Raw genomic sequence first — 25,166 nt, forward strand, 5'->3', positions numbered from 1 at the left:
ATGTATCCCATTCACTTCTTCCACCGCGCCGCGCGCCTCTGGCCCGATCACATTGCCGTCGAACATGGCGACGAGGCGCTCAGCTATGCCCAGCTGCACGCCCGCGTTCAGGCGCTGGCCGCCGGCCTGCAAGAGCTTGACCCAGACTTCGGCAGCCGCGTCGGCATCTGCTGTTACAACACCATCGACCACCTGGTGTGCTGGCTGGCCGTTCTGGCCGCGGGCAAGGTCTGGGTTCCGCTGCAACCGATGAACGCCAGCGCCGAGCTTGTGCGCGCAGTCGGCTTCACCCGCGCCAGCATCGTCATCGTCCAGGCAGAAACCGCCGAAAAGCTGACCGGCGCCGAGACCACCTTTTTGTTCTCCGATCCCGCCGGTGGCCCGGGCAGCACCGGCGACCTTGTCCAGAAACACATGGGCCAGGCGCCCGCGCTTGCCGACATGCCGCTCGACGCCACACAGGCGATCAAATTCACCGGCGGTACCACCGGCCTGCCCAAGGGCGTCATGCAGCCCTACCGCGCGTGGAACACCAACATTGCGACCCAGATCGCCGCATGGTCGTTGGGCGAGGGCCAGCGCTACCTCGCCGCCGCGCCCATCACCCACGGCACTTCGACCTACATCCTGCCAACGCTCGCCACTGGCGGCACGCTGGTCCTGCTCGACCGGCCCCGCCCCGAGCAGACCCTGGATTTCCTGCAAAACGCCCGGATCACCACCACCTTCGTGCCGCCCACGGTGCTCTACATGCTGATGGAGCTCGACGGCGTGCGCGATGCCGATTACGCGCATCTCAAGAACCTGATCTACGGGGCCGGGCCCATGCGCCCCGACGCCATCGGCCGCGCACAGGACATCTTCGGCGCCTGCCTGGCCTCCACCTACGGCCAGACCGAGGCACCCCAGATCGCCACGATGATCTCGGCCGAGGAACTCAAGGACCCGGCCAAGCGCGCCTCGGTCGGGCGCGAGACCATGCTCAGCCAGGTCGAGATCATGAACGAGGCGGGCAAGATCCTGCGCCCCGGCGAAACCGGCGAGATCGTCATACGCGGCGACCTTCTGATGACCGGCTACTGGGACCAGCCCGAGATCACGGCCAAGACGCTGGTCGATGGCTGGCTGCACACCGGCGACCTGGGCCAGAAGGACGAGGAAGGCTACCTGTTCATCCGGGGCCGCGCCAAGGAGATGATCATCACCGGCGGCTTCAACGTCTACCCGGCGGATGTCGAGACGGTGATGGGCGAACACCCCGAAATCATCGACTGCGCCGTATACGGCGTGCCCGACGACAAGTGGGGCGAGGCGGTTCATGCCGCCGTGCAGGTCCGCGATGCCAACGCCGTCACCGGCGACGAGATCATCGCCTTCATCCGCGAGCGCCTCGGCCCCGTCCAGACGCCCAAGTCCATCGCATTCCGCGACAGCCTGCCGCGCAACGCTATCGGGAAGCTTCAGAAAAACCAGCTCGCCGAAGAGCACGCAGCCGCGTTCGAGAAAGGATAATCCATGTCCAAGCCCGCCCCCACCACCTCGCTGTGCCGCTATACCGACACCGAGATCTTCTATCGCAACCACAACCTGGTGGACGAGCTTCTGACCGATGACAGCGATTTCGTCGCGGTGATGATGCAGCACATCCTGAACCGCCCGGTATCGCCCAGCCAGAAGCGGGTGATGAACGCAATCCTGATCGTGATGATGGAACACGGGCTGACGCCCAGCGCCATCACCACCCGGTCGATCTACATGTCGGCCCCCGAAAACCTTCAGGGCGCCGTTGCGGCCGGTCTTCTGGCCGTCGGCAGCCAATTCGTCGGCACGATTGAGAACAACGCACGCCTGCTGTCGGAACTGGTCGACCTCGACGCCGACGCGCAGGCCGCCCGCGCCGCCGAGATCGTGCGCGAACACCGGGCCCGCAAGGCCCACCTGCCCGGCTTCGGCCATCACCTGCACCGCCCCGACGACCCCCGCGCGCTCAAGCTGTTGGAGATCGGCGAGAAAGAATCCGACAACCCCCGCTACCTGCGCGCGCTGAAAACCCTGTCGGCCGCCGTCGACGCGGAGTTCGACCGCCACATCACAATCAACGCCACCGGCGCCACCGCCGCGCTTCTGGGCGACATGGACATTCCCGTGACCCTGATGCGCGGATTCGCCGTGATCTCGCGTGCCGCAGGGCTCGTGGCGCATATCGCCGAGGAACAGCAAAAGCCCTCCGGCCGTTTCATCTGGGAGACGATCGACAAGGCCATCCCGTTCGAGGACGACGCATGAGCGATTTCGCCATCGTCACCGGCGGCGCCCGCGGCATCGGCGCGGCGATTGCCGAGCGGCTCAAAGCCGACGGCCTCAGCGTCGCCGTGGTGGATCGCATCACGCCCGAGCATGACCACGCCGAGGAGGTGCTGGAACTGGACCTGTCGGACGTCGAGGCCACCCGCGCCGCGCTGGAGAAATTCTGCGACGGCCGCCGCGTGACCCGGCTCGTGAACAACGCCGGCATCGTCGAGCCCGCCGACGTGGAAGGGACCGACCCCTATTCCATCGACAAGGTCGCCGCGGTCAACCTGCGCGCCCCGCTTGTCTGCCTGCAAGCCGCCCTGCCGTCGATGAAGGACGCGCAGCTGGGCCGCGTCGTCAACATCTCCAGCCGCGTGGCCCTGGGCAAGGAGCTGCGCACCGCCTATTCGGCCACCAAGGCCGGCCTGCACGGCATGACCAAGACCTGGGCGCTGGAACTGGGCCGGCACGGCATCACCGTCAACGCGCTCGGTCCCGGCCCCATCGCCACCGAGCTGTTCAACAAGGTGAACCCGCCCGGCGACCCGCGCACCGAGAAAATCATCGCGACGGTGCCCATGAAACGCACCGGAACCCCCGAGGACGTGGCCGACGCCGTGTCGTTCTTCTGTTCGGAAAGGGCGGGGTTCGTGACCGGACAGGTCCTTTACGTCTGCGGAGGCATGACGATCGGATCCGTCTGAAGACCATCCGGACACAAGGAAAGACAAGACTTTTCATCAAAGGAGGAGACCAAGATGAAACTCAACCGCAGAACCCTGATCGGCGCCGTCAGCGCCACCGCCATGCTGGCCTTCGGCGGCACGGCCATGGCGCAGGACTATCCCACCAAGCGCATCACCATCATCGTCCCCTACAGCGCCGGCGGCGCCACCGACATCCTGGCCCGTCAGGTGGCCGACGGCCTGTCCCAGGTGCTGGACGAAACCGTGACGGTCGAAAACCGCCCCGGTGCCGGCGCTACGCTGGGCACGACCCAGGCGGCCAATGCCCGTCCCGACGGCTACACGCTCTTCATGGGGCAGGTTTCGTCGCACGGCATCGCGCCCGCGGTCTACAAGAACCTGCAATACGATCCGGTCGAGGATTTCGCACCGGTCAAGCTGATCATGTCGATCCCCAACGTCATGGTGGTCAACAAGGACAGCCCCTACCAGACCGCGCAGGAATTCCTCGAGGCCGCCAAATCCGAGAACATGACCTTCGGGTCCTCGGGCGTGGGCAGCTCGATCCACCTCTCGGGCGAAATGTTCAAGGCCCGCACCGGCGCCGACATGACCCACGTGCCTTTCCGCGGCAGCGGCGAGGCCGTGCCGGCGCTCCTGTCCGGCGACGTCGACGTGATGTTCGACAACCTGCCCTCGGCCATGCCGCATATCCAGTCGGGCGCTCTGCGCGCGCTGGCGGTCACCACGCCGGAACGCTCCGAACAACTGGGCGACGTGCCCACGCTCGACGAGCTGGACATCGCGGAGCTTGACGACTTCGCTGCGCGCTCGTGGTTCGGCATCCTCGCCCCGGCCGGCACCGACGACGCCGTCGTCGCGACCCTGTCAGAGGCGCTGGACGAGGTCATCACCAGCGACAGCTTCAAGAAGTTCGCCGACACCCGCGGCGCCAGCATCGAGGGCGGCAGCCCCGAAGACTTCGCCAAGTATATCGAGAGCGAGCTTTCCAGCTGGAAAACCGTCGTGGACGAGGCCGGCGTCACGGTCGAATAATCCGGTCTGCATGAATACAGGTGGCGGCCCCTTCAAGGGGCCGCCCCGCCAAATCGGGCGGCACGGGAGGAGGGCCAGCCATGAGCGACACCAGATCAGACACCGACGCCCGCCGGGGACGCCGCCGCGAAATCATCTTCGCGGCTCTCACGCTTCTGGCCTCTGCGGTTTTCGCCTTCGTCGTGATCCCCGCCGGGGTGACGACACCCGCCTCGGTCAAGCACCTGCCGCTCTCGCCGGCCTTCCTGCCCTACGTACTGACCGCCGGCGTGGGCCTTTTCGCCCTGATCCACCTGCTCGAGGCCATCTTCGCCGCGCACATCCCCGGCGAGGATGAAGCCTCGCTCGGAACGCACCCGCGCTGGAAGAGCCGCGTGCTCATGCTCGTCGGTCTGCTTTTGATCTACCTGCTGCTGCCCGACCGGTTGGGGATGCCCCTGACGGCCATGCTGGTCACCATCGCCCTCATGGCCATCGGCGGCGAACGCCGCCCGCTCATCCTTCTTGGCGTCGGCATCGGTGTGCCGGTGCTGGTCTATCTCTTTTTCGCCCATGTCGCGCAGGTGCCCCTGCCGATGGGCCTCTTCGAAGACTGGATGTGATCCATGCTTGAGAATATCGCAACCGGCTTCGAGATGTTCTTCACGCTCGGCAACCTTCTGGCGATCACCGCCGGGGTCTGCCTGGGCGTCACCGTGGGCGCGATCCCCGGTCTCACGGCCACGATGGCCGTGGCCCTCGCCCTGCCCTTCACCTTCAACCTCGATCCCGTCACCGGCATCCTGCTTCTGGTCGGCGTCTACAAAGGCGGCGTCTTCGGTGGCTCGATCACCGCGATCCTCATTCGCGCCCCCGGCACGCCGGCAGCGGCCTGTACCCTGCTTGACGGCTATCCGCTGGCGCAGAAGGGACAGGCGGGCAAGGCGCTCAACATGGCGCTCTACGCGTCCTGCATCGCCGACTTCCTGTCCAACCTGTCGCTGATCTTCTTCGCCAGCCTCATAGCGGGCCTCGCGCTCGCCTTCGGCCCGCCGGAATATTTCTGGCTGATCTGCTTTTCGCTGACCGTCGTGATCTCGATCTCCGGCTCGTCCCTGACCAAGGGGCTGATCTCGGGCCTTTTGGGCCTGCTGACTTCCACCATCGGACTCGATCTGGTTTACGGTACCCAGCGGTTCACATTCGACAACTTCAACCTCATGGGCGGTGTAAGCTACATCCCGCTGCTGATCGGCCTCTTCGCCCTGCCCGAGGTCATCGACTTTTACGTGCGCAAGGTCGCGCCCTTCACGGTCAAGACCGCCGACAAGAGCCGCGTGAGTCTGGCCGAGCTGAAATCCAGCCTTGTCACCATCATCCGTGGCAGCTTCATCGGCGTCATCATCGGCACCATCCCCGGTGCCGGGGCCACGGCGGCGGCCTTCCTGTCCTACGGCGAGGCGCGCCGCACCTCGAAGTCGCCCGAAACCTTCGGCAAGGGCAATATCGAGGGCGTCGCCGCCTCCGAGGCCGGCAACAACGGCGTCGCCGGTGCCACGCTCATCCCGCTCCTTGCGCTCGGCATCCCGGGCGACGTGGTAACGGCGGTTATTCTGGGCGCCTTCATGCTCCAGGGCCTCACCCCCGGCCCGCTGATGTTCCAGGACAACATCACCATCATCTATGCCATCTTCATCGGCATCATGCTCAGCTCCGTCGTCCTTCTGGGGTCGGGCAAGCTGGCGATCCGCTACTTCGCCCGCATCGCCGACATTCCGCGCCACATCTTACTCCCGATCGTGCTGATGTTCTGCGTCTTCGGCAGCTACGCCGTGCAAAGCCAGATGTTCGACGTGGGCGTAATGCTGGCCTTCGGCGTGCTGGGCTACATCATGATGAAGATCGACATGGCCGCGGCCCCCTTCCTCATGGGCTTCATTCTCGGACCGCTCTTCGAGGACAACCTGCGCCGCTCCTTCCTCATTTCCGAGGATATCACCATCTTCTTCCGCAGCCCGATCTGCTGGATCTTCATCGTCATCACCATCCTGTCGGCCTTCGTCGGCATCCGCCGCGAGCTGCGCGCCACCCGCGCCAAGCGCGACGCCCTGCGCTCGGGGTCGGCATGACCGGCGTGTCGGGGGCGGGCCTTCAGGGCCGCGTCGCGCTGGTGATCGGCGCCGGCTCCATCGCGTCGGGTATCGGCATCGGGCGGGCCATCGCCATCTGCCTCGCGCGCGAAGGCGCCCACGTGATCGCCGCCGACAACGACCTCGCATCGGCCCGCGAAACCGTGACCCACGTCACCGACGCAGGCGGCAGCGCCGAGGCCGCGACGGTCGACGTCCTCGACGACACCAGCGTCACCGCCCTGATCGCGGGGATCGAGGCCAGGTACGGCCGCCTCGACATCCTGCACTGCAACGTGGGCCTGGGCAAAAGCGGACCGTCCGAAAACACCACGGCCGCCGACTGGCGCCGCATCAGCGACGCCAACCTCACCTCGCTGCACGTCGCCGCGCAGGCGGCCATCCCGATGATGCGTGCCAGCGGCGGAGGCGTCATCACCGTCACCTCCTCGATCGCGTCGATCCGGCACGTGGGCTATCCCCACCTCGCCTATTCCGCCACCAAGGCCGGCGCCAACCAGTTCGCCCGCGCTTTGGCGGTGGAAGTTGCACCCGACAACATCCGCGTCAATTCCATCATCGCGGGTCTCATCGACACCCCTCGCATCGGGGTCACGCTGGCCAATAGCTACGGCGACCGGACCGAGGCGCAGATGCGCGCCGCCCGCGCCGCGCAATGCCCGCTGGGCCGCATGGGCAGCGCCTGGGACATCGCCGAGGCGGCGGTGTTCCTGGCCTCCGACAAGGCGGGCTACATCACCGGAACCGAACTTGTGGTCGACGGCGGCCTGTCGGCCAGCATCCGTCAGGCCGTCGATGGCTAAGGCGCCCGTGATAGCCGGTCGCGTCCGGGACATCCTCAACCCGGCTCTGGCGCTCTACCTGCTGGTCGCCGGCGCTGCCGCGATCGTCGTTCCGGTGCCGGACATTCCCACCGTATTCGTCCTGCTGGCGCTCGCCCTGCTCAACCACCGCGGCCTCAACCGCCCCGCGTGGATCATCGGAGGCCTCGTGCTGGGGCTCTGTCTCTGGGGCTGGGCCGGCGGCTGGATCGACGCCACGGGTGGCCTCGGACGGATGACCTTTCTCGCCGCCTTCCTCGTGGCACTTGGCCTGCTCAGCCGCGCCGCCTCGCGCGCGCCCGACATCCGCAAGGCCGCCGCTGTGGTCGCGAACCGCCCGCGCGGCGCACGCTATCTCTTCGTTACGCTCGGCACGCACATCTTCGCCATCTTTCTCAATTTCGGCGCCGCCAGCCTGATGGCCACGCTGCTCGCCCAGACCCGCGAGACACTCGAAAAACAGAACGCGGTAGAGGATCTGACCCTCTCGATGCTGCGCGGCTTCGGCGCCATGCCAATGTGGTCGCCGCTTGCGCTCTCGACGATCATCACCCTGTCGATCCTGCCCGAGGTCGACTACTTCCAGATCCTGCCCTATGGCCTCGTCGCTGCCGCGCTCTATCTCGGCGCGGGCTATCTGGCCTCACGCGGCACCCGCACGGCCCCGGCCCCCGACGCCGATCAGCCCACCATCTCACGCGCCATGCCGCCCATGCCGGATCAGATCATCCTCTTGCGCGTCGTCGCCCGCGTCGCCCTGCTGGTGGCGGTGGCCTTCGTGCTGCACGTGGCCGCCGACCTCTCGATGCCGGCCTCGGTGCTGCTGGCGGTCCTTGGCTTCTCGCTCGCCTGGTGGGCCATCCAGGTCGCAGCGCAACTCGCCCCCGGTCTGCACCGCGAACTGTCGGCAACCGCGGCAAGCGGCGTCAACGAGATCGTCATCGTCTCCTGCGCGGGCTTTCTGGGCGCGGTCATCGCCTGGTTCGTTGCCACCTTCGACGGCGCCCTGCCTGCACCCCCCGATGCGCTGGTGCCCGCACTCATCGCACTGGTGCCGTCGGGCATGGTCCTGGGCGGCCATATGGCGCTCAACCCCATCGTTTCGGCCAGCATCCTTCTGGGTGTCCTGCACCCGCTGGTGCCCGAACCCGCCCTGGTGTGGCTGGCGCTGGCCGCGATCATCGGCTGGGGCCTCACCGCGGCCTCCACGCCCTTCACCGCCAATGTGCTGATCACCTCCCGCATCATGCAGCTCGAACCGGCCCCGCTCCTGCGCGGCGGCAACCTGAAACTCACCGTGCTGTCGCTGGCGGCGCTTGGCCTCTTCCTCGCCACCTGCACAGTTGTATCACTACAAGGTTAACCCATTATGCCCCAGACCATGCAAGCCGTCTTCGCCACACGCCCCGGCGGTCCCGAGGTACTACAAGCCCGTGACATCCCCGTGCCCCGGCCCGGCCCGGGCGAAGTGCTTATCCGCGTCGCTGCCGCCGGCGTCAATCGTCCCGACCTGCGCCAGCGCCAGGGCGGCTATCCCCCGCCCCCCGGCGTGACCGAGGTGCTGGGGCTTGAGGTCGCGGGCGAGGTCGTGTCCTGCGGCGACGACGTCCTGTCCTTCGCCGTGGGAGACAAGGTCGTGGCTCTGGTCGCGGGCGGCGGTTACGCGGAATACTGCGTCGCCCCCGCCCCACAGGTCCTGCCCTGGCCCTCCGGCCTCTCGGCGGTCGAGGCCGCCTCCCTGCCCGAAACCTATTTCACCGTCTGGACCAACCTTTTCCGCATCGGGCGTCTGGCCGAGGGTGAAACCGTCCTGATCCACGGCGGCGCCAGCGGCATCGGCACCACCGCCATTCAAATCGCCCGCGCGATGGGCGCCACCGTCTACGCTACCGCCGGCATCGACGAGAAATGCCACGCCTGCCGGGATCTCGGTGCCACCGAGGCAATCAACTACAAATCCACCCGGTTCGAGGACGAAATCGCCCGCCTCACCGACGGCCGCGGCGTTGACGTCATCCTCGACATGATCTGCGCCGACTATCTCGACCGCAACCTCGCCTCGCTCGCCGTCGCGGGGCGGCTGGTCATCATCGCCTTTCTTGGCGGCGGCAAGACGGAAATCGACATCGAGGGCATGATCCGCAAGCGCCAGACCCTCTGCGGCAGCACCCTGCGCCCGCAAACGCCGCAGGAAAAGGGCCTCATCGCCGCCGACCTGCTGGCGCAGGTCTGGCCTCTGCTGGAAAAAGGCGCGATCAAGCCGGTGATCAATTCCGTCCATCCCCTCGCCCGCGCCGCCGACGCTCATGCAGAGCTCGAGGCCGGCGGTCACGTCGGCAAGATCGTTTTGTCGGTGACCGAATAGCTATTGCGCGCGCGGCGGCCCGCTCGTCGCGCGCACCATGATCTCGGGCGGGATCAGCGCCGCCACGTCCACCGCCTCTTCCGACGTGGTCAGCTGCACGATGGCCTCCGCCGCCCGCGCCCCGATTGTGCGCGCCGGGATGCGCACCGTGCTCAGCGACGGCTCGAACTCCTTCGAGCCCTTGAAGTCTCCGATCCCCGTCACCGTCACCTGCCCCGGCACGTCGATCCCGGCGCGGTTCAGTGCGTGCAGCGCGCCCCAGGCCAGCACGTCGTTGCCGCAGATGATCGCCGTCGGCAGGTCGCCCTCGGCAATCAGCGCCTCCACCGCACTTTTCGCCGTCGCCACGCTGTAGGGCGCCACCAATTGCCACGCCTCGGGAATACTGCACCCCACCTCGGCCAGCGCATCCTTCACCCCGGCAAAGCGCAGGGACGCCCGGTCATTGCCCTCTGTCGGCGGGAACATCGCCGCCACGCGCCGGTGCCCCAACCCCGCCACATGCCGCGCGATCAACGCCCCGGCGGCGTAATTGTCCGACCCCACGCAGGGAAACGGCGCGTCGAGCGAAAAGCTCCACAGCAGCAGCGTCGGCATTTCCTGTTGCGCCAGCAAATCCAGCGTGTCCTGCGTATGCGCAATACCGATCAGCGCCACCCCGTCCACCCGATGCTCCAGCATCTTGCGCGTCAAGCTGTATTCACGGTCCAGGTTGAACCCGTGCGAGGCCAGCAGGATCGTGAACCCCAACTCCTCCACCGCTTCAGAAAAACTCTGGATCAATTCAGCGAAAATCGCCTGGTCCACTGTCGGCACGATCAGCCCGATCGTGCCGCTGCGAATGCCGTGGATCGTCTGCGCCGCACGGTTGCGGATATAGCCCAGCCGCCGCACCGCGGCATCGATCTTTTTCCGAGTCGTGGCCTTCACGAGGTCCGGATGATTGAAGCTGCGCGACACCGTCGACGGCGACACGCGGGCCGCTTTTGCCACGGCAATGATATCGGCCTTTCTCCTCGCTTTATCAGCCACTTGACCAGCCTATTCCCGCCAATAATGAAAACATTTGCAATATTGTTTTCATCCCATACCCTTTCAGGTCAATCACGACAAGCCATTGGGAGGATACGGCTTGGAGTTCCTGTTCTACTTCGGCGACGTGTTCACGCCGTTCAACTTCATGCTGCTTCTGATCGGCACAATCGGCGGGCTGATCCTGGGCGCCACGCCGGGCCTGTCGCCGACAATGGCCGTGGCCCTGCTCATTCCCTTCACGTTCAAGCTGGATGCCACGCAAGGCCTGATCCTTCTGGGCGCGGCCTATACCTCGACGGTGGCGGGCGGCGCGGTCAGCGCCATCCTCCTCAAGATCCCCGGCGCGCCCGCCAACATCGCCACCACGCTCGACGGGCACACGATGGCCAAGAACGGCCAGGGCGCGCGGGCGCTGCAACTGTCGTTCATCTCCTCGGCCATCGGCGGCGTGTTCGGCGTGCTTCTGCTGATCTTCCTCACGCCCGTGCTCGCCGAATGGGCGCTGGCCTTCGGGCCGTCGCATTTGTTCTGGCTGGCGATCCTCGGCGTCACCGTCATCGGATCGCTCGATTCCAGCTCGGTGGTGAAGGGTCTGCTATCCGGCTGCATCGGGCTCTGGCTCGCCACCATAGGCTTCGACGACGTCATGGGCGCCCAGCGTTTCATCTTCCACTCCAGCGTGTCCGGCGGCATCAACATCATCCCCGCCCTCATCGGCCTTTTCGCGATCCCGCAGGTCATCACCATGTTCGCCAAGGGCCGGCATCAGCACGACGCCGAGGTGCTCAAAGTCGAGAAAAGCCCCATCATGGACTCGATCCGCGAGGTTTTCCGGCGGTCGCGCGCCCTCAGCATCGGCACGCTCACCGGTTCCTTCATCGGCCTCATTCCCGGCGTCGGCGGCCAGATCGCCGGGCTCGTCGCCTATGACCAGGCCCGCAAGACCAGCCGCGAGCAAAAGAAATTCGGCACCGGCCACAGCGAAGGCGTGATCGCCGCCGAAAGTGCCAACAACGCCATGGTCGGCCCCTCGCTGGTGCCGCTGCTGACGCTCTCGATCCCCGGCTCGCCAACCGCGGCAGTGCTTCTGGGCGGCCTGCTGATCCACGGCATCTTTCCGGGCAGCGACCTCTTCGAGAACTACCCCGATGTCGCCTGGACCTTCATCAACTCCATGCTGATCGGCCAGATCCTCATGTGCGTCTTCGGCCTCTACGTGGCCGGGCTGGCGGCCCGCGTGGCGCAGGTCCCCAACGCGGTCATGGCCGCCGTGGTGCTGGCCCTCGCCGTCTTCGGCAGCTACTCAGTGCAGACCTCGATGGGCGATGTCTACATCATGGCCGCCCTGGGCACCGGCATGTATTTCCTCGAACGCTTCGGCTTTTCCGCAGCACCGCTGGTCCTGGGCCTGATCCTCGGCCCCATCGCCGAGGCGAACTTCGTGCAGGGCGCCATGATCGCCAACGCCACCTCCAGCATGGGCGCCTACTTCTTCACCGGCGCGCTCAACCTCACGCTGATCGGCATCGTCGTGGCCTCCATCGCCTACTCGGTCTGGATGGAACTGCGCCAGCGCCGCTATCTCAGCAAGGAAGACACCCTCGAACAACAGGAGCGGACCACGTGACCGACCGCCCCCGCACCCAGCACATCCTCGCCAGCGGCCTTGTCGCCCTTGTCGGCATCTGGGTCGCCTGGCTCAGCTTCACCGGCGAACCCGCGCGCGCCTTTCTGTTTCCGCGCATCATCTCGGTGGCCTTCGTGGCGCTGGCGCTCTGGACCTTCGGCAAGGCGCTCTTGGGCAAGACCCGCGTCGGACCCGGCCTCAGCCGCATCGCGACGCTGAACATCCTGCCCGGCATCGTGGTCCTGCTGATCTACGTATTCTGGGCCGCGCCCACCCTGGGCTTCTACACCGCGTCCACCATCGCCTTTTTCATCCTGCTGTCCCTCTACGATCCCGCCCCTCACGGCGCGGCGCGTACATGGGTCAAACGGGTGCTGATCACGGCCGGTTTCCTGGCCGTGATGTACGGTCTCTTTGCATTGCTCCTGGGTGTCTTCACCCCGCGAGAGATCCTTTTCTGAAAACCAAGAAGCGAAAGACAACTTTCCAAGGGAGGACCCAAAAATGAAGAAACTGATCGCAGCCGCATCCATTGCGCTCATGGGCCTGGCGGGCACCGCTACGGCACAGGACAACTACCCCGAGCGCCCCGTCATGATGATGGTCAGCTACGGCGCCGGCGGCGCCACCGACTTTCAGGCCCGCATCGTCACCATGACGGCCGGCAACGAAGACGCTCTGGGGATGCCCATCGCCATCGTCAACAAGCCCGGCGCGGGCGGCCGCGTCGGCTGGAACTGGCTCGCGACGCAGGTTGAGCCCGACGGCTACACCCTGGGGGCCTACAACGTGCCCCACTTCATCGCCCAGTCCATCGAGGGCGGCGTCGACTACAGTACCGACAGCTTCGAGCCCATCGCCAACTGGGGCGCCGACCCTGCGGTCTTCGTCGTCGGTGCCGACAGCCAGTTCAACTCGATGGAAGACGTGGTGAACTATGCCAAGGAAAACCCCGGCGGCCTCACCTTCTCCGGCGCCGGGCTCTATGTCGGCCACCACATCGCAGCCCTTCAGCTTGAAAAGGCCGCAGGCGTCAAACTGGCCTACATCCCCAACAACGCGGGGGGTGCCGGCGCCATGAAGGCCGTCATCGCCGGCGACGTGCTGGGCGGGGTCAACAACCTGTCCGACGCCTTCCGCGCCGAAAAGGCCGGCAACGTCAAGATCCTCGGCGTGTTCGACAACGAGCGCAGCGACTTCCTGCCCGACGTGCCGACGATGAAGGAACAGGGCTACGACATCGACAACGCCTCGGTCAATTTCCGCGGCGTGATGGTGCCCAAGGGCACGCCCCAGCCGATCATCGACAAGCTGGCCGAGATCGTCCCCGCCATGTTCGAGAACGACCGCGTCAAGGGCAAGATGGAAGCTGGCGGTTCGCCCATGCACGTCATGACCCGCGACGAGGTGATCGAGATGTGGGCCGCCCGCGAGGAAACCCTCAAGGAACTGCTCTCCGGTCTCTGAGCCCTATACCACCGGGGCGCGCACCATCCATTGCGCGCCCTTTACCAGAAAGGTTTCGCACCATGAACGCCCCTGACCCCATCGCAGACCTGGACGCCATCATCGCCCGCGCCCGCGCCGCCCAAGCCCGGTACGAGGCCGAGGGCAGCCAACAGCGCTACGACCGCGCCGCACAGGCCGTCGCATGGGCGATCATGGAACCGGGGCGCAACCGGGAACTGGCCGAACTGGCCGTCCGGACCACGGGTTTGGGCAACGTGCCCGACAAGATCACCAAGAACCACCGCAAGACGCTCGGACTCATGCGCGACATAAAGGGCGTCACCACCTATGGCGTCATCCGCGGCGACCCCGCCACCGGCATCACCGAAATCGCCCGCCCCAAAGGTGTCGTCGCCGCGATCGTGCCATCGACAAACCCCGCCGCCACGCCCGCCAACAACATCATCAACGCGCTGAAATGCGGCGACGCTATCGTCGTGGCCCCTTCGCCCAAGGGCGTGCCCAGCTGCGAGAAACTGATCGAATTCATCCACGCCGAATTCGCAAAGATCGGCGAAGACCCCGACCTTGTCGGCATGGTTCCCGCGCCCGGCTCCAAGGACAAGACGCAACGCCTGATGGAAACCTGCGACATGGTCGTCGCCACCGGCAGCCAGAACAACGTCCACCGTGCCCAGACCTCCGGCACCCCCGCCGTCGCCGTCGGCGCGGGCAACGTCACCGTCATCGTGGATGAAACCGCCGATCTCGACGCCGCCGCCGAAAAGATCCGCGCGTCCAAAACCTTCGACAACGCCACCTCCTGCTCGTCCGAAAACTCGGTCGTTGTCGTCGAGGCCGTGCGCGACGCCTTCATCGCCGCCATGGCCCGCGCAGGCGGTGCCGTGGTCGAGGACGAGGCCGCCATTGTCGCCGCCCTCTGGCCCGACGGGCATCTGAACCGTGCCGTCATCGCCCAGGACGCCGACAAGATGATCGACGCGCTGGGGCTGTCGGGCAAGGTCCCCGAGGGCACCGAGTATATCGCCGTGCCCACCACCCGCATCGGCCCGGAAAACCCGCTCTCGGGCGAGAAACTCAGCCGCGTGCTCGCGCTCTACACCGCCGCCGATTTCGACGACGCTCTCCGCATCACCCGCGACATCCAGCTGTTTCAGGGCGCGGGCCATTCCGTCGGCCTGCACAGCACGGACGACGCGCGCCCGATGACGTTGGCCCGCGCCATCCCCACCAGCCGCATCATCGTCAACCAGGCGCATACCTTCGCCACCGGCGGCGCCTTCACCAACGGGATGCCCTTCTCTCTGTCCATGGGCTGCGGCAGCTGGGGCGGCAATTCCATCGACGAAAACGTCCATTGGAAGCATTTCCTGCAATCCACAAAGATCGTGCGCGAAATCCCCGCCAACGAGCCGACGCTTGAGGATATCTTCGCCGACTACTGGAGGGCCACCGGCCAATGAAACTCAGCCGCGACAGACCGCCCCAGGGCACCGTCCGCGACTGGCTCGCCGCCCGCGCAGACCGGGGCGGCACCGCCTTCGTCTTTCCCGAGGATGGCAGCCGTCTCGACTGGCCCGCGCTTCAGGACGCGGCCCTGTCGTTCGCCCGCGCCCTCACCGCTCGCGGCGCGGCCCGGGGCGAAAGCGTGGCCATCGTCGCCCCCAACAGCCGCGACGGCCTCGTCGCTCTTTACGGCGCGCTTGCGGGGGGCTTTCGCGCCACCATGATCAACCTCGCCGCGGGCCGCGACGCCATCGCCTACGCGCTGGAGCATTCCGAGGCCCGCCTGGCTTTCGTCCACGACGCCTGCACCGAGCAGTTCGCGCCCGCCAACACCACCGGCATCATTCCGGTCCCCCTGTCCGAACAGGCCGAGGCCGACCTGCACCCCGTCACCCCCGACGACCACGCGCTTCTCATGTACACCTCCGGCACCACCGGCCGCCCGAAGGGCGTGCTGCACACCCATGCCAGCCTGTTGGCCGGGGGCTGGACCACCACCATCGCGCATGACCTCTCCGAGGCCGACCGGGGCTTCTGCATACTGCCGATCTACCACATCAACGGCCTTTGCGTGACCGTGATGGGCAGCCTCGTCTCGGGCGGCTCCCTCGCCGTCACGTCGAAATTCTCCGCCTCCCGCTTCTGGGATCAGGCGGCGAAGGCCGAGGTCACCTGGTTCTCCGCCGTCCCCACCATCATCTCGCACCTGCTGCACGGCACCGACGAACCCGGCCCCGAGGTCCGCAATCGCCTGCGCTTCGGCCGCTCCGCCTCCTCGGCGCTGGCGGTCGAGACCCAGTCAGCCTTCGAGACCCGCTTTTCCGTGCCCATCATCGAAACCATGGGCCTGACCGAGACCGCCGCCCAGATCCTGTCGAACCCCCTGCCGCCCGCCACCCGCAAGATCGGCTCGTCCGGCCTGGCCTATGGCTGCGAGGTCCAGATCCAGGACAGCACCGGCGCCGCCCTGCCGCCCGACAACGAGGGCGAGATCACCGTGCGTGGCCCCAACGTGATGCAGGGCTATCTCAAGAATGCCGACGCCACCCGCGATACGTTCCGCGACGGCTGGCTGCGCACCGGCGACCTCGCCCGCATGGACGCCCAGGGCTATGTCTTCGTCACCGGCCGACTGAAAGAGCTGATCATCAAGGGCGGCGAGAACATCGCCCCCCGCGAGGTCGACGAGGCGCTCTACACCCATCCCGACGTGATCGAGGCCGCCGCCTTCGCCCGACCCTGCACCACCTACGGCGAAACCGTCGAGGCGGCGGTGCGCGTCCGCGACGGCTCCGCTCTCAAAGGCGCGGACCTGATCGAGATCTGCCGCAACCGGCTCGGCGCATTCAAGTCCCCCGACGAAATCCACTTTCTCGACGAATTGCCCAAGGGCCCCTCGGGCAAGATCCAGCGCCTGAAACTCGCCGATATTCTCGAACCCGCCGCCCGCTGACACCGCGCCCCGGCGCACACCCGTCCCGGGCTCGCCCCGGGACCGCTTAAATCAAACCAAAAGGCCCCGGCTCAGGGCCGGGGCGGGCGTGCAAACGGCACCGCGCCGCATCCCTCGCGCCGGCCCTGCTTCAAGATGACCGGGCAGCTTCGGCATTCCGCGCGCCTGAACAGCCTCTCACTTTCCCAACGTGCCAATTACGCTCCATCTCGCAACCGGCTCACCGCTGCCACAGACGTTGCGCGGCACGCCCCAGACCGCAGGCCATGCCGCCCGGCCTTTGCTGTCCCGACATCTTCCGCCAGTGGCCGACTTCACCTGCGACCACTCCATACGCGAGGTCTCCGGCGTGGTCAAAACGAACCCGTCCCGGGCTTGACCCGGGACCTCATGCATCAATCCGAACGGCAGCGGTCACGCGGTCTCACACCCCCACGTACCGCTCCGATACGTCCGGCGTCAGCTCCGCCATCGCGCCGCTCCAGACCGTCTCGCCGCGCTCCAGCAGCACCGCACGGTCCGCTACCTGCGCCAGTTCCCGCACCGACTTGTCGATCACCAGCAGCGCCATCTCGGTCGCATCCCGTAACTGCCCCAGCGCCGCCCAGATCTCGGCCCGCACCAGCGGCGCCAGCCCTTCGGTGGCCTCGTCCAGGATCATCAGCCTGGGGTTCGTCATCAGCGCCCGGCCGATGGCCAGCATCTGCTGCTCACCGCCCGACAGCGACGCCGCCACCTGCCCCGACCGTTCTTCCAGCCGGGGGAACAACTCCGCCACCTTTGCCCGGTCCCACGGGCCGGGCCGGGCCGCCGCCAGCAGGTTCTCCACCACCGTCAGATCCCGGAAACACCGCCGCCCCTCGGGCACCAGCCCGATCCCCAGCCGCGCCGCGCGGTGGCTGGGCAACCGGTGCAGGTCTTGGCCGTCGAACCGCAGCACGCCCCGGCTCGGCAACATCCGGCAGATCGCCCGCACCGTCGTTGTCTTGCCCATCCCGTTGCGCCCCATCAGCGCCACAGCCTCGCCCGCGCCCACCTCAAGGGTCACACCGAACAGCGCCTGGCTCACGCCATAGCGCGCCTCCAGCCCCTCGACCCGCAACAGGCTCATGCCTCTTCCCCCAGGTAGGCGTCGCGCACCGCCCGGTCCGCCCGTATCTCCGCCACCGTGCCCGTCGCGATGATCCGCCCATAGACCAGCACGCTGATCCGGTCCGCCAGGGCAAAGACCGCGTCCATGTCATGCTCGACCAGCAGGATCGGCGCCGTCCCGCGCAGTTCGCTCAGGAACCCCGTCATCCGTTTCGAGCCTTCCGCGCCCAGCCCCGCCATCGGCTCGTCCATCACAAAGGCGCGCGGGCTTAGGCTCAGCGCCACCGCCACCTCCAACTGCCGCCGCTGCCCGTGCGACAGGTCGGCACAGCGCATCGCCGCCACATCACACAGTCCCACCTGCGCCAGCGCCGCCTCGGCCCGGTCGCGCAGCTCCGCATCGCGCAGCGCCGCACCGAAAAACCGCCAGGGCCGGCCCACAGCCCCCAGCGCGCCCAGCACCACGTTCTGCAACACCGTGTCTTCCATCGCCAGTTGCGACACCTGGAACGTCCGGCCCAGCCCGGCCCGCGCCCGCGCCGCCGCTGCCATCCGCGTCACGTCCGCACCGCCCAGCCTGACCTGTCCCGCATCCGGGTGCAACAGCCCGCAAATCTGCTGGATCAGCGTCGACTTGCCCGCGCCATTGGGCCCGATGATGGCGTGAATCTCTCCCGCCTTCAGGTCCAGCGACACGTCCTCGCTCGCGGTCAGCGCCCCGAACCGCTTCGTGATCCCCCGCGTCTCCAACACCGGCTCAGTCATGCGCCACGCTCCGTCCCGCCAGCATCCCCACGATGCCGCCCCGCGCGAACAGAACGATCAACAGCAGGATAACCCCCAGCCAGATCAGCCAGAACTCCGTCAGCCCGCCCAGCCAATGTTCCAGCACCACGAACACCGCCGCGCCGACCACCGGGCCGAACAGCCGCCCGACCCCGCCCAGGATGACAAGGATGATGATCTCGCCCGAGAACTGCCAACTGAACATCGTCGGGCTGACGAAGCGGTTGAGGTCGGCAAAAAGCGCCCCCGCCAGCCCCGTGATCGCGCCCGAAATCACGAAGGCCACCAGCTTCAGCCGCACCGGGTTCAGCCCCACCGTCTCCACCCGCACCGGCACCTGCCGTGCCGCGTTCAGCGCCAGCCCGAAAGGCGACCGCATCAGCCGCGCGGTCAGCCACAGGACCGCACACAGGATCGCGAAACAAAGCCCGAAGAACTGGATCGGCACCAGCGTGTTCAGCCCCGGAAACCCGTTGCGCACATAGATCGACAGGCCATCTTCGCCGCCATAGGCGCTCCACGAGATCGCGAAGTAGAAAAACATCTGCCCAAAGGCCAGCGTGATCATGATGAAATAGACGCCACTTGTCCGCAGGCTCAGCACGCCAATGACGAGTGCCGCCAGCGCCGAGGCCACCACGGCCACCAGCCAGACCACCGGCATCGACTTGGTGCCTTCGATCAGCAGGGGCCATTCCATGACCGACGTATAGGTCTGCGCGTGATGCGCCAGGATCCCCATCGCGTAGCCGCCGATGCCAAAAAACACCGCGTGCCCCAGGCTCACCAGCCCGCCCAACCCCAGCGCGATGTTCAAGCCAACAGCGGCCAGCGCCAGGATCACCACGCGCGTGGCCAGCGTGATCGTGAACGGCTCATCCGCCCACAGCGCCCACAGCGGCACCACCAGCAACCCGGCCAGAACCGCCAGGTTGATCCAGCCCTCGCGGCTCATGCCCCCGATCATGCCCGCGCCCCGAACAGGCCGGTGGGCCGCCAGACCAGCACCGCGCTCATCAGGATGTAGATCGCCATCGACGCCAACGATGCCCCCACCTGCGTGCCCGCCGCCGGCTCCATGAACAGCTTGAAAAGCTCGGGCAGGAAGATGCCTCCCAGCGTATCCGTCAGCCCCACCAGGATCGCGCCCACGAAGGCCCCCCTGATCGAGCCTATGCCGCCAATCACGATCACCACGAACGCCAAAATCAGCACCGGCTCGCCCATGCCCACCTGCACCGACTGGATCGCGCCCACCAGCGCCCCTGCCAGCCCCGCCAGCGCCGCACCCAGCGCGAAGACCAGCGTGTAAAGCTTCGAGATGTCCACGCCCAACGCCGCGATCATCTCCCGGTCGTTCTCGCCCGCGCGAATGCGGATGCCCACCCGTGTCCGCTCGATCAACAGCCACAGGCCCACCGCCACCGCCAGCCCCACGCCGATCAACGCCAGCCGGTACAGCGGATACTGGATGCCGCCCGGCAACGTCACCGGCCCCGACAACGCGTCGGGGATATCAAGATACAGCGGGAAGGACCCGAAAAGGTACCGCGTGCCCTCCGAGAAAATCAGGATCAGCGCGAAGGTCGCCAGCACCTGGTCCAGGTGGTCGGTCGCGTATAATCGCCGGATCACCACCACCTCCACGATCGCACCCACCGCCGCCGCCACCGCCAGTGCGGCACCCAGCGCCAGCACGAAATTCCCCGTCGCCGCCGCCACCGCCGCGGCGGCGAAGGCGCCCACCATGTAAAGCGAGCCATGGGCGAGGTTGATCAGCCCCATCACCCCGAAGATCAGAGTCAGGCCCGCCGCCATCAGAAACAGCATGACGCCGAACTGAAGCCCGTTCAGAACCTGCTCGATGATCAGAATGCCCGACATCCGCGCCGCTTTCCCCTGCCGCTATGCGCTCCCCGATGGCGCGGGGTTAAACCACGCCCGGGCCCGAAGGCCAAGCCCTGCCGGCATCCCTCTCTCGCCGCGCAGGCCCGCCCGGCGCGGCCATGCCTCGGGCAGCGGCTGCCAGCCCGGCCTCCGGCGCACGCCCTAGTCGCCAGCCCGAGGTGCCGCACTTCTCGAAGACCCAGTCTTTCTTCCTGAAATCATACAGTTACCGCTTAACCTCATTTTAAACCGGTCGCTCTAGCCTGCGGCAGACAAGGCATATGCAGTGTGAAGGGCCCCGCATGACAGAAACCGCCAATTCCGTCGACGACACATCGATTGACCTCCCCGAAAGATTGGATTTCGCAGCCTGCGAAACGCTGGCGGCCAGCTTCGAAACCCGGCGCGGAACGGCCCTACGCCTGCGGGCGGGCAATGTCGGCTTCCTCGGCGCCCTTGCGGCCGAGATTCTGGTGCGCGCCCGGATGGAATGGCAGGCCGACGGCACCGCCTTCGACTTGGTCGACCCTTCGCCCGATTTTCTCCGGGGGCTGACCCTGCTCGGCATCCCCCGACACGCCCTGATTCAAGAGGACACCGCATGACACGCATTCTGGCCGTCGACGATTCAAGAACCATGCGCAGCATGTTGCAACAGGCCCTCACCGGCGCCGGGTTCGAGGTCGAGCTTGCAGAGGACGGGGTCGACGGGCTCGAACGCCTCGAAACGGCGGATCCCGACCTGATCATCACCGACATCAACATGCCGCGTCTCGACGGGTTCGGCTTCATCGACGGGGTGCGCAAGGGCGATCGGGTCTCGACCGTGCCGATCCTGGTGCTGACCACCGAGAGCGGCGACGCGCTTCGGCAGCGGGCGCGCGATGCCGGGGCGACCGGCTGGATCGTCAAGCCCTTCGACGAAGAAAAGCTCGTCCAGATCATCCAGCGCCTCGTGGTCTGAGGAAGGAATGCCGACATGAACGATCTCAACCAGATGTTCTTCCAGGAATGCGACGACCTGCTCGAACAACTCTCCTCCGGACTGAACGAGCTGGAAGCCGGCGCCGGTGACGACGAGACCGTCAACAGCATGTTCCGTGCCGTCCACTCGATGAAGGGCGGCGCCGGAGCGTTCGGCCTCGATCAGATGGTCTCCTTCGCCCACGCGTTCGAAAACGTGCTGGACGATATCCGCAGCCAACGGCTCACGGTGGGCGACAATGTCGTCAACCTGCTGCTGACGGCAAGCGATCACCTCGCCGACCTGGTCGAGTCCGCCAGCCAGGGCGCCGAGTTGCCGCCCGATCAGGGCGCCTCGATCCTCAGCGATCTCAAACATGTCAGCAATGCCGCCAACGGTACGTCCGACAATGCCGAAGAGCCTGCCGAAGAAATCGATGAGGCCGATTTCCAACCGACCTTCCTGGCGCTCGACGGCGACCTGCCCTCGCTCGACGAGATGGGCGCGCCCGAGGATGACGGCCCCGAGGAGGGCGGCACGGTCGAGATCCGGTTCAAGGCCTCACCACAGCTTTTCGCAAACGGTCACGACCCGGCGATCCTCTTCCGCAGTCTCGAAAGCCTCGGCAAGCTCGAGGTCGAGGCCGATCTCACCGAGCTCACCCCCCTGCGCGACGGCGCCTGGTCCGATCCCGCGCTCCGCTGGATCCTGACCTTCAGCCCCGACGACTCTGTCGACGAGGCCGCAATCCGCGAAGTCTTCGAATTCGTCGAAGGCCTGTGCGAGCTTGAAATTTCCATGGCGTCCGCCGGCCCCGGCGGCCTGCCGCCCTTGCCCGCGCCGTCCGATATCCAGTTGCTTCCCAACGCCTTGGCCGAGGACACGGTCACGGCAACGCCGGCGGCGCCGCGCTCCGGCGGCGCCCCGGCGCCCAACCAAACCGACGCCGCGGCGCCGGCCGCGGTGCGGTCCTCCAGTTCCCGTACCAGCACGATCCGCGTCGACCTCGATCGCGTCGACCGGCTGATAAACCTCGTGGGCGAGCTTGTCATCGCCGAGGCGATGCTGCGCCAGTCGATGGACGAGATGCCCAGTTCCGCCAACAGCGGCGTGGACGAGGCCATGAGCCAGCTCAAGACGCTCTCGGGGGCGATCCAGGAAAGCGTCATGGCGATCCGCGCCCAACCCGTGCGCAGCCTTTTTCAGCGCATGTCCCGGATTGTCCGCGAGACCGCGCGCGAGGCCGGCAAATCCGCCCGCCTGGTCACCGTGGGTGACGCGACCGAGGTGGACAAGACCGTCACGGAACGCCTCGTCGAACCCCTCACCCACATGATCCGCAACGCCATCGACCACGGGTTGGAGACGCCCGAGGCGCGCCGCGCCGCCGGCAAAAACGAACGCGGCACGGTCACCCTCGAGGCCAGCCACCGCTCGGGCCGCGTTGTCATCGTCATCAAGGATGACGGGGCGGGTATCAACCGCGAGAAGGTCCGCCAGATCGCCATCGAGAAAGGTCTCATCCGCCCCGAGGACGATCTCGGCGATGCCGATATCGACAACCTGCTCTTCCGCCCCGGCTTTTCCACCGCCGGCGAGATCTCCAATCTCTCGGGTCGCGGTGTCGGGATGGACGTCGTCCGCAACGAGATCCAGTCCCTGGGCGGCCGCGTCAGCCTGCAATCGGTGCCCGGTCGTGGCACCTCTGTCACGGTGTCCCTGCCGCTGACACTTGCGGTGCTCGAGGGCATGGTAGTCAAGATCGCCGACCAGTCGCTGATCGTCCCCACCCTGCCCCTGCGCGAGATGCTGCAGCCCGGACAGGCCAAGGTGCACACGCTTTGCGATGGCGACAGCGTATTGGCGCTCAACGGCGAGATGGTCCCGATCAAGGATCTCGGCACCGCCCTTGGCTTCCGCTCCACGCCTGTCAGTCTTGGCAACCAGTCCCTGCTATTGATCGAAGGCGACTCCGGCCAACGCTACGCCCTTGCCGTCGACGGCATCGCCGAACAACGCGAAGTCGTGATCAAGGGCCTGGAACAGAATTATCAGAAAATCCCCGGCATCGCCGCGGCGACGATTCTCGGTGACGGAAAAATCGCGCTCATCGTCGACACCGACCAGATGATTGCCCCTCCCGGCCAGGGGGGATGGGTCGACCGTGCCTGGCCAGACGCCACAGGAGACGTCCATCATGCATGACACCCAGACCGAATCCAGAACCGCCAACCGGGTCGAGATCGTTTGCTTTACCGTCGAGGACCAGGATTTCAGCATCGAAATCTCGCACGTGCTCGAAATCCGCGGCTGGACAAGCACCACCACCCTGCCCCACGCGCCCGATTTCGTCGTCGGCATGATGAACCTGCGCGGCACCGTGCTGCCGGTTGTCGACCTGTCTCTCCGGCTGGGCTTCGGCAAGACCGAACCGGGCAAGCGTCACGTCATCATCATCGCCCAGATCGACCACAAGATCATCGGGTTCCTGGTCGATGCCGTGTCCGACATCATCACCGTCGACGAGGCCGAGATGCAGGCGACCCCGGACGTGTCCTCGTCCCGAACCCAGGCGTTCATCCGCGGAGTCCATTCACTCGATGACAAGCTCGTCCGGGCGATCGATGTCCGCGAGGTCCTGCCACGAGAGGCCCCGTTGAGCGCATGAAAGACCATCCTCAGGCCGGGGCACCACCCCTGATCAGTCCCGACGACTTTGCCATCGTCGCCGACCTGCTCAAGCGCATGACCGGCATCCATATCGGCAGCAACAAGCGTGCGATGGTGTCCGGGCGCCTGGCCAAACGGCTCAAGGCACTGAAGATCGGCTCGGTTGACGCCTACTGCACCTGGCTGCAACAGCCCGGCAACACCGCCGAGCAGGACGCGTTCATTTCCGCGCTGACCACGAACATGACCCGGTTTAACCGCGAGGATCACCATTTCACCCATCTCGCCGACCATATCCTGCCCGGGCTTGCCGCCGCCGCCCGCGCAGGCCGGCGCGTGCGGCTGTGGTCGGCCGCCTGCTCCACCGGGGAAGAGGCGTATGACCTGGCGTTTCGAATGCTCGATGCCTGCCCCGAAGCCGCCCAACTTGATCTGCGGATACTGGCCACCGACATCGACAAATCGGCCCTGAGCGTCGCGCACGCCGGTCTCTACCCCGCCACAGCCGTCAGCGACCTGCCCGACGGGTTCGCCGAGCGCCACCTGGACCAAGGAACCGGTATCAATGGCATGGCGCGCGTGGCGCAACGCGCGCGTGACCTGATCACCTTTCGCTGCCTGAACCTCAATGGCGAATGGCCGTTCAAGGGAAGGTTCGATGTCATCATGTGCCGGAACGTCACGATTTACTTCGACGAAGACACACAGGCGCGGCTCTGGCAACGCCTCGCAGACCGGATCGAGCCGGGTGGCGCGCTTTATGTCAGCCATTCCGAACTCCTGCCCGAAGCCATCGCCATGCGCTTCACCCAGCACGAGCGTGGCGCCTTCTGCCTGCCGCCCGACACCCCGTCCCGCCCACCGCATCGCTGCGCGGACCTGAACATTTTGAACACGGCTGGCGCCCAGCGCCCCGACAGCAACGGAGGCCCCGGATGAGCCTGAGAGAGAAACTGCATATCCTCGTCGTCGACGACATGTCCACCAGCCGCGGCCTGCTGACCCAGGCGCTCGACGAACTGGGGATCAAGAACTACCGCACCGAGGCTGATGGCCATACCGCCTGGAGCAGCCTTGCCGCCAAGCCCGTGCACCTTGTGATCTCGGATTTCAACATGCCGCGAATGGACGGGCTGCAACTGCTCGAGGCGATCCGCTCGCACCGCGCCATTGCCCGCACCGGATTCATTCTGGTGACCGGTCGGGCCGACAAGGAAATCATCGAGCGCGGCACCCGCCTGGGCATGAACAACTACCTCAAAAAGCCGTTCCAGACCGCGCAACTGAAGGCGTGCATCGAAAAGGTCGTCGGCCGCCTCTGATCCCC

Annotated in this window: 25 protein-coding genes; 20 read left to right on the plus strand and 5 right to left on the minus strand. The window is 66.5% G+C overall.

Features of this window, described 5'->3' with window-relative positions:
* The 9 genes from XM53_RS15235 (at nt 1) to XM53_RS15275 (ending at nt 9,349) form a co-directional block, all read left to right on the plus strand.
* Nucleotides 1–1,512 carry a class I adenylate-forming enzyme family protein gene (locus tag XM53_RS15235; RefSeq protein ID WP_057794823.1) on the plus strand — a complete coding sequence of 504 codons (1,512 nt, stop codon included), beginning with the start codon at nt 1–3 and terminating at the stop codon, nt 1,510–1,512.
* Between the two features lie 3 nt (nt 1,513–1,515).
* The gene (locus XM53_RS15240) at nt 1,516–2,286 is read left to right on the plus strand and encodes a citryl-CoA lyase (RefSeq protein ID WP_057794825.1); all 771 of its coding nucleotides are present in this window, start codon (nt 1,516–1,518) and stop codon (nt 2,284–2,286) included.
* Nucleotides 2,283–2,996 carry an SDR family NAD(P)-dependent oxidoreductase gene (locus XM53_RS15245; protein ID WP_057794827.1) on the plus strand — a complete coding sequence of 238 codons (714 nt, stop codon included), beginning with the start codon at nt 2,283–2,285 and terminating at the stop codon, nt 2,994–2,996. Before XM53_RS15240 ends, XM53_RS15245 begins: the two co-directional genes overlap by 4 nt.
* Before the next feature lie 54 nt (nt 2,997–3,050).
* Nucleotides 3,051–4,034 carry a Bug family tripartite tricarboxylate transporter substrate binding protein gene (locus XM53_RS15250; protein WP_057794829.1) on the plus strand — a complete coding sequence of 328 codons (984 nt, stop codon included), beginning with the start codon at nt 3,051–3,053 and terminating at the stop codon, nt 4,032–4,034.
* An 80-nt stretch (nt 4,035–4,114) separates the two neighbouring features.
* On the plus strand, nt 4,115–4,636 hold the full coding sequence (locus XM53_RS15255) for a tripartite tricarboxylate transporter TctB family protein (RefSeq protein ID WP_057794831.1): 522 nt from the start codon (nt 4,115–4,117) through the stop codon (nt 4,634–4,636).
* A 3-nt stretch (nt 4,637–4,639) separates the two neighbouring features.
* Nucleotides 4,640–6,142 carry a tripartite tricarboxylate transporter permease gene (locus tag XM53_RS15260; RefSeq protein WP_057794833.1) on the plus strand — a complete coding sequence of 501 codons (1,503 nt, stop codon included), beginning with the start codon at nt 4,640–4,642 and terminating at the stop codon, nt 6,140–6,142.
* Entirely contained in the window at nt 6,139–6,966 is an 828-nt protein-coding gene (locus XM53_RS15265) for an SDR family NAD(P)-dependent oxidoreductase (RefSeq protein WP_057794835.1), read from the plus strand. The genes XM53_RS15260 and XM53_RS15265 overlap by 4 nt, the downstream gene beginning before the upstream one ends.
* Nucleotides 6,959–8,347, plus strand: coding sequence for a hypothetical protein (locus XM53_RS15270; protein ID WP_057794837.1), 1,389 nt, complete (start codon nt 6,959–6,961; stop codon nt 8,345–8,347). The genes XM53_RS15265 and XM53_RS15270 overlap by 8 nt, the downstream gene beginning before the upstream one ends.
* A 6-nt stretch (nt 8,348–8,353) precedes the next feature.
* Entirely contained in the window at nt 8,354–9,349 is a 996-nt protein-coding gene (locus XM53_RS15275) for an NAD(P)H-quinone oxidoreductase (RefSeq protein ID WP_201455428.1), read from the plus strand.
* Here the strand turns inward: XM53_RS15275 and XM53_RS15280 are convergent, their stop codons facing one another.
* A complete protein-coding gene (locus XM53_RS15280) occupies nt 9,350–10,381 on the minus strand; it encodes a LacI family DNA-binding transcriptional regulator (RefSeq protein WP_057794839.1) in 1,032 nt (343 codons plus the stop codon).
* Between the two features lie 100 nt (nt 10,382–10,481).
* Here XM53_RS15280 and XM53_RS15285 point away from each other — a divergent pair, with 100 nt between their 5' ends.
* The 5 genes from XM53_RS15285 to XM53_RS15305 all read left to right on the plus strand — a co-directional run bounded on the left by XM53_RS15285 (nt 10,482) and on the right by XM53_RS15305 (nt 16,440).
* A complete protein-coding gene (locus XM53_RS15285; RefSeq protein WP_057794841.1) occupies nt 10,482–12,011 on the plus strand; it encodes a tripartite tricarboxylate transporter permease in 1,530 nt (509 codons plus the stop codon).
* A complete protein-coding gene (locus tag XM53_RS15290) occupies nt 12,008–12,472 on the plus strand; it encodes a tripartite tricarboxylate transporter TctB family protein (RefSeq protein WP_057794843.1) in 465 nt (154 codons plus the stop codon). Before XM53_RS15285 ends, XM53_RS15290 begins: the two co-directional genes overlap by 4 nt.
* Before the next feature lie 43 nt (nt 12,473–12,515).
* On the plus strand, nt 12,516–13,478 hold the full coding sequence (locus XM53_RS15295; protein ID WP_057794845.1) for a Bug family tripartite tricarboxylate transporter substrate binding protein: 963 nt from the start codon (nt 12,516–12,518) through the stop codon (nt 13,476–13,478).
* Between the two features lie 62 nt (nt 13,479–13,540).
* Nucleotides 13,541–14,944 (plus strand): acylating sulfoacetaldehyde dehydrogenase, encoded by a 1,404-nt coding sequence (gene sauS / locus XM53_RS15300; RefSeq protein ID WP_057794846.1) that lies wholly within the window; start codon nt 13,541–13,543, stop codon nt 14,942–14,944.
* Entirely contained in the window at nt 14,941–16,440 is a 1,500-nt protein-coding gene (locus XM53_RS15305; protein WP_057794848.1) for an AMP-binding protein, read from the plus strand. The genes sauS and XM53_RS15305 overlap by 4 nt, the downstream gene beginning before the upstream one ends.
* 424 nt (nt 16,441–16,864) lie before the next feature.
* Here XM53_RS15305 and XM53_RS15310 read toward each other — a convergent pair whose 3' ends face one another.
* Genes XM53_RS15310 through XM53_RS15325 form a run of 4 tightly spaced genes read right to left on the minus strand, consistent with a single transcriptional unit; the run spans nt 16,865 to nt 20,202 of the window.
* A complete protein-coding gene (locus tag XM53_RS15310; protein WP_057794849.1) occupies nt 16,865–17,551 on the minus strand; it encodes an ABC transporter ATP-binding protein in 687 nt (228 codons plus the stop codon).
* Nucleotides 17,548–18,297, minus strand: a complete 750-nt coding sequence (locus tag XM53_RS15315) for an ABC transporter ATP-binding protein (RefSeq protein WP_057794851.1) — start codon at nt 18,295–18,297, stop codon at nt 17,548–17,550. The genes XM53_RS15310 and XM53_RS15315 overlap by 4 nt, the downstream gene beginning before the upstream one ends.
* On the minus strand, nt 18,290–19,273 hold the full coding sequence (locus XM53_RS15320) for a branched-chain amino acid ABC transporter permease (protein ID WP_057794853.1): 984 nt from the start codon (nt 19,271–19,273) through the stop codon (nt 18,290–18,292). The genes XM53_RS15315 and XM53_RS15320 overlap by 8 nt, the downstream gene beginning before the upstream one ends.
* Nucleotides 19,274–19,281: 8 nt before the next feature.
* The gene (locus XM53_RS15325) at nt 19,282–20,202 is read right to left on the minus strand and encodes a branched-chain amino acid ABC transporter permease (protein WP_057794855.1); all 921 of its coding nucleotides are present in this window, start codon (nt 20,200–20,202) and stop codon (nt 19,282–19,284) included.
* 305 nt (nt 20,203–20,507) lie between these two features.
* Here XM53_RS15325 and XM53_RS15330 point away from each other — a divergent pair, with 305 nt between their 5' ends.
* From XM53_RS15330 to XM53_RS15355, 6 genes are read left to right on the plus strand one after another with little or no spacing between them, the layout of a single operon-like run.
* A complete protein-coding gene (locus tag XM53_RS15330) occupies nt 20,508–20,810 on the plus strand; it encodes an STAS domain-containing protein (RefSeq protein ID WP_057794857.1) in 303 nt (100 codons plus the stop codon).
* Complete coding sequence (locus XM53_RS15335) at nt 20,807–21,169, plus strand: response regulator (RefSeq protein ID WP_057794859.1); 363 nt, start codon at nt 20,807–20,809, stop codon at nt 21,167–21,169. The genes XM53_RS15330 and XM53_RS15335 overlap by 4 nt, the downstream gene beginning before the upstream one ends.
* Before the next feature lie 15 nt (nt 21,170–21,184).
* The gene (locus XM53_RS15340) at nt 21,185–23,374 is read left to right on the plus strand and encodes a chemotaxis protein CheA (RefSeq protein ID WP_057794861.1); all 2,190 of its coding nucleotides are present in this window, start codon (nt 21,185–21,187) and stop codon (nt 23,372–23,374) included.
* Complete coding sequence (locus XM53_RS15345; protein WP_057794862.1) at nt 23,367–23,837, plus strand: chemotaxis protein CheW; 471 nt, start codon at nt 23,367–23,369, stop codon at nt 23,835–23,837. The genes XM53_RS15340 and XM53_RS15345 overlap by 8 nt, the downstream gene beginning before the upstream one ends.
* Complete coding sequence (locus XM53_RS15350) at nt 23,834–24,778, plus strand: CheR family methyltransferase (protein WP_057794864.1); 945 nt, start codon at nt 23,834–23,836, stop codon at nt 24,776–24,778. The genes XM53_RS15345 and XM53_RS15350 overlap by 4 nt, the downstream gene beginning before the upstream one ends.
* Complete coding sequence (locus XM53_RS15355; RefSeq protein WP_057794866.1) at nt 24,775–25,161, plus strand: response regulator; 387 nt, start codon at nt 24,775–24,777, stop codon at nt 25,159–25,161. Before XM53_RS15350 ends, XM53_RS15355 begins: the two co-directional genes overlap by 4 nt.
* Nucleotides 25,162–25,166: the final 5 nt, after the last annotated feature.

The sequence above is a fragment of the Roseovarius atlanticus genome (assembly GCF_001441615.1).
Classification (GTDB): domain Bacteria; phylum Pseudomonadota; class Alphaproteobacteria; order Rhodobacterales; family Rhodobacteraceae; genus Roseovarius; species Roseovarius atlanticus.

What these genes read in the sequence shown, in the direction of transcription:
- XM53_RS15245 (WP_057794827.1), top strand. Translation starts at nt 2,283, where the DNA reads ATGAGCGATTTCGCCATCGTCACCGGCGGCGCCCGCGGCATCGGCGCG.
- XM53_RS15235 (WP_057794823.1), top strand. Translation starts at nt 1, where the DNA reads ATGTATCCCATTCACTTCTTCCACCGCGCCGCGCGCCTCTGGCCCGAT.
- XM53_RS15355 (WP_057794866.1), top strand. Translation starts at nt 24,775, where the DNA reads ATGAGCCTGAGAGAGAAACTGCATATCCTCGTCGTCGACGACATGTCC.
- XM53_RS15275 (WP_201455428.1), top strand. Translation starts at nt 8,354, where the DNA reads ATGCCCCAGACCATGCAAGCCGTCTTCGCCACACGCCCCGGCGGTCCC.
- XM53_RS15340 (WP_057794861.1), top strand. Translation starts at nt 21,185, where the DNA reads ATGAACGATCTCAACCAGATGTTCTTCCAGGAATGCGACGACCTGCTC.
- XM53_RS15325 (WP_057794855.1), bottom strand. Translation starts at nt 20,202, where the DNA reads ATGTCGGGCATTCTGATCATCGAGCAGGTTCTGAACGGGCTTCAGTTC.
- XM53_RS15315 (WP_057794851.1), bottom strand. Translation starts at nt 18,297, where the DNA reads ATGACTGAGCCGGTGTTGGAGACGCGGGGGATCACGAAGCGGTTCGGG.
- XM53_RS15240 (WP_057794825.1), top strand. Translation starts at nt 1,516, where the DNA reads ATGTCCAAGCCCGCCCCCACCACCTCGCTGTGCCGCTATACCGACACC.
- XM53_RS15265 (WP_057794835.1), top strand. Translation starts at nt 6,139, where the DNA reads ATGACCGGCGTGTCGGGGGCGGGCCTTCAGGGCCGCGTCGCGCTGGTG.
- XM53_RS15335 (WP_057794859.1), top strand. Translation starts at nt 20,807, where the DNA reads ATGACACGCATTCTGGCCGTCGACGATTCAAGAACCATGCGCAGCATG.
- XM53_RS15345 (WP_057794862.1), top strand. Translation starts at nt 23,367, where the DNA reads ATGCATGACACCCAGACCGAATCCAGAACCGCCAACCGGGTCGAGATC.
- XM53_RS15260 (WP_057794833.1), top strand. Translation starts at nt 4,640, where the DNA reads ATGCTTGAGAATATCGCAACCGGCTTCGAGATGTTCTTCACGCTCGGC.
- XM53_RS15255 (WP_057794831.1), top strand. Translation starts at nt 4,115, where the DNA reads ATGAGCGACACCAGATCAGACACCGACGCCCGCCGGGGACGCCGCCGC.
- XM53_RS15350 (WP_057794864.1), top strand. Translation starts at nt 23,834, where the DNA reads ATGAAAGACCATCCTCAGGCCGGGGCACCACCCCTGATCAGTCCCGAC.
- XM53_RS15270 (WP_057794837.1), top strand. Translation starts at nt 6,959, where the DNA reads ATGGCTAAGGCGCCCGTGATAGCCGGTCGCGTCCGGGACATCCTCAAC.
- XM53_RS15305 (WP_057794848.1), top strand. Translation starts at nt 14,941, where the DNA reads ATGAAACTCAGCCGCGACAGACCGCCCCAGGGCACCGTCCGCGACTGG.
- XM53_RS15320 (WP_057794853.1), bottom strand. Translation starts at nt 19,273, where the DNA reads ATGAGCCGCGAGGGCTGGATCAACCTGGCGGTTCTGGCCGGGTTGCTG.
- sauS (WP_057794846.1), top strand. Translation starts at nt 13,541, where the DNA reads ATGAACGCCCCTGACCCCATCGCAGACCTGGACGCCATCATCGCCCGC.
- XM53_RS15310 (WP_057794849.1), bottom strand. Translation starts at nt 17,551, where the DNA reads ATGAGCCTGTTGCGGGTCGAGGGGCTGGAGGCGCGCTATGGCGTGAGC.
- XM53_RS15330 (WP_057794857.1), top strand. Translation starts at nt 20,508, where the DNA reads ATGACAGAAACCGCCAATTCCGTCGACGACACATCGATTGACCTCCCC.
- XM53_RS15295 (WP_057794845.1), top strand. Translation starts at nt 12,516, where the DNA reads ATGAAGAAACTGATCGCAGCCGCATCCATTGCGCTCATGGGCCTGGCG.
- XM53_RS15250 (WP_057794829.1), top strand. Translation starts at nt 3,051, where the DNA reads ATGAAACTCAACCGCAGAACCCTGATCGGCGCCGTCAGCGCCACCGCC.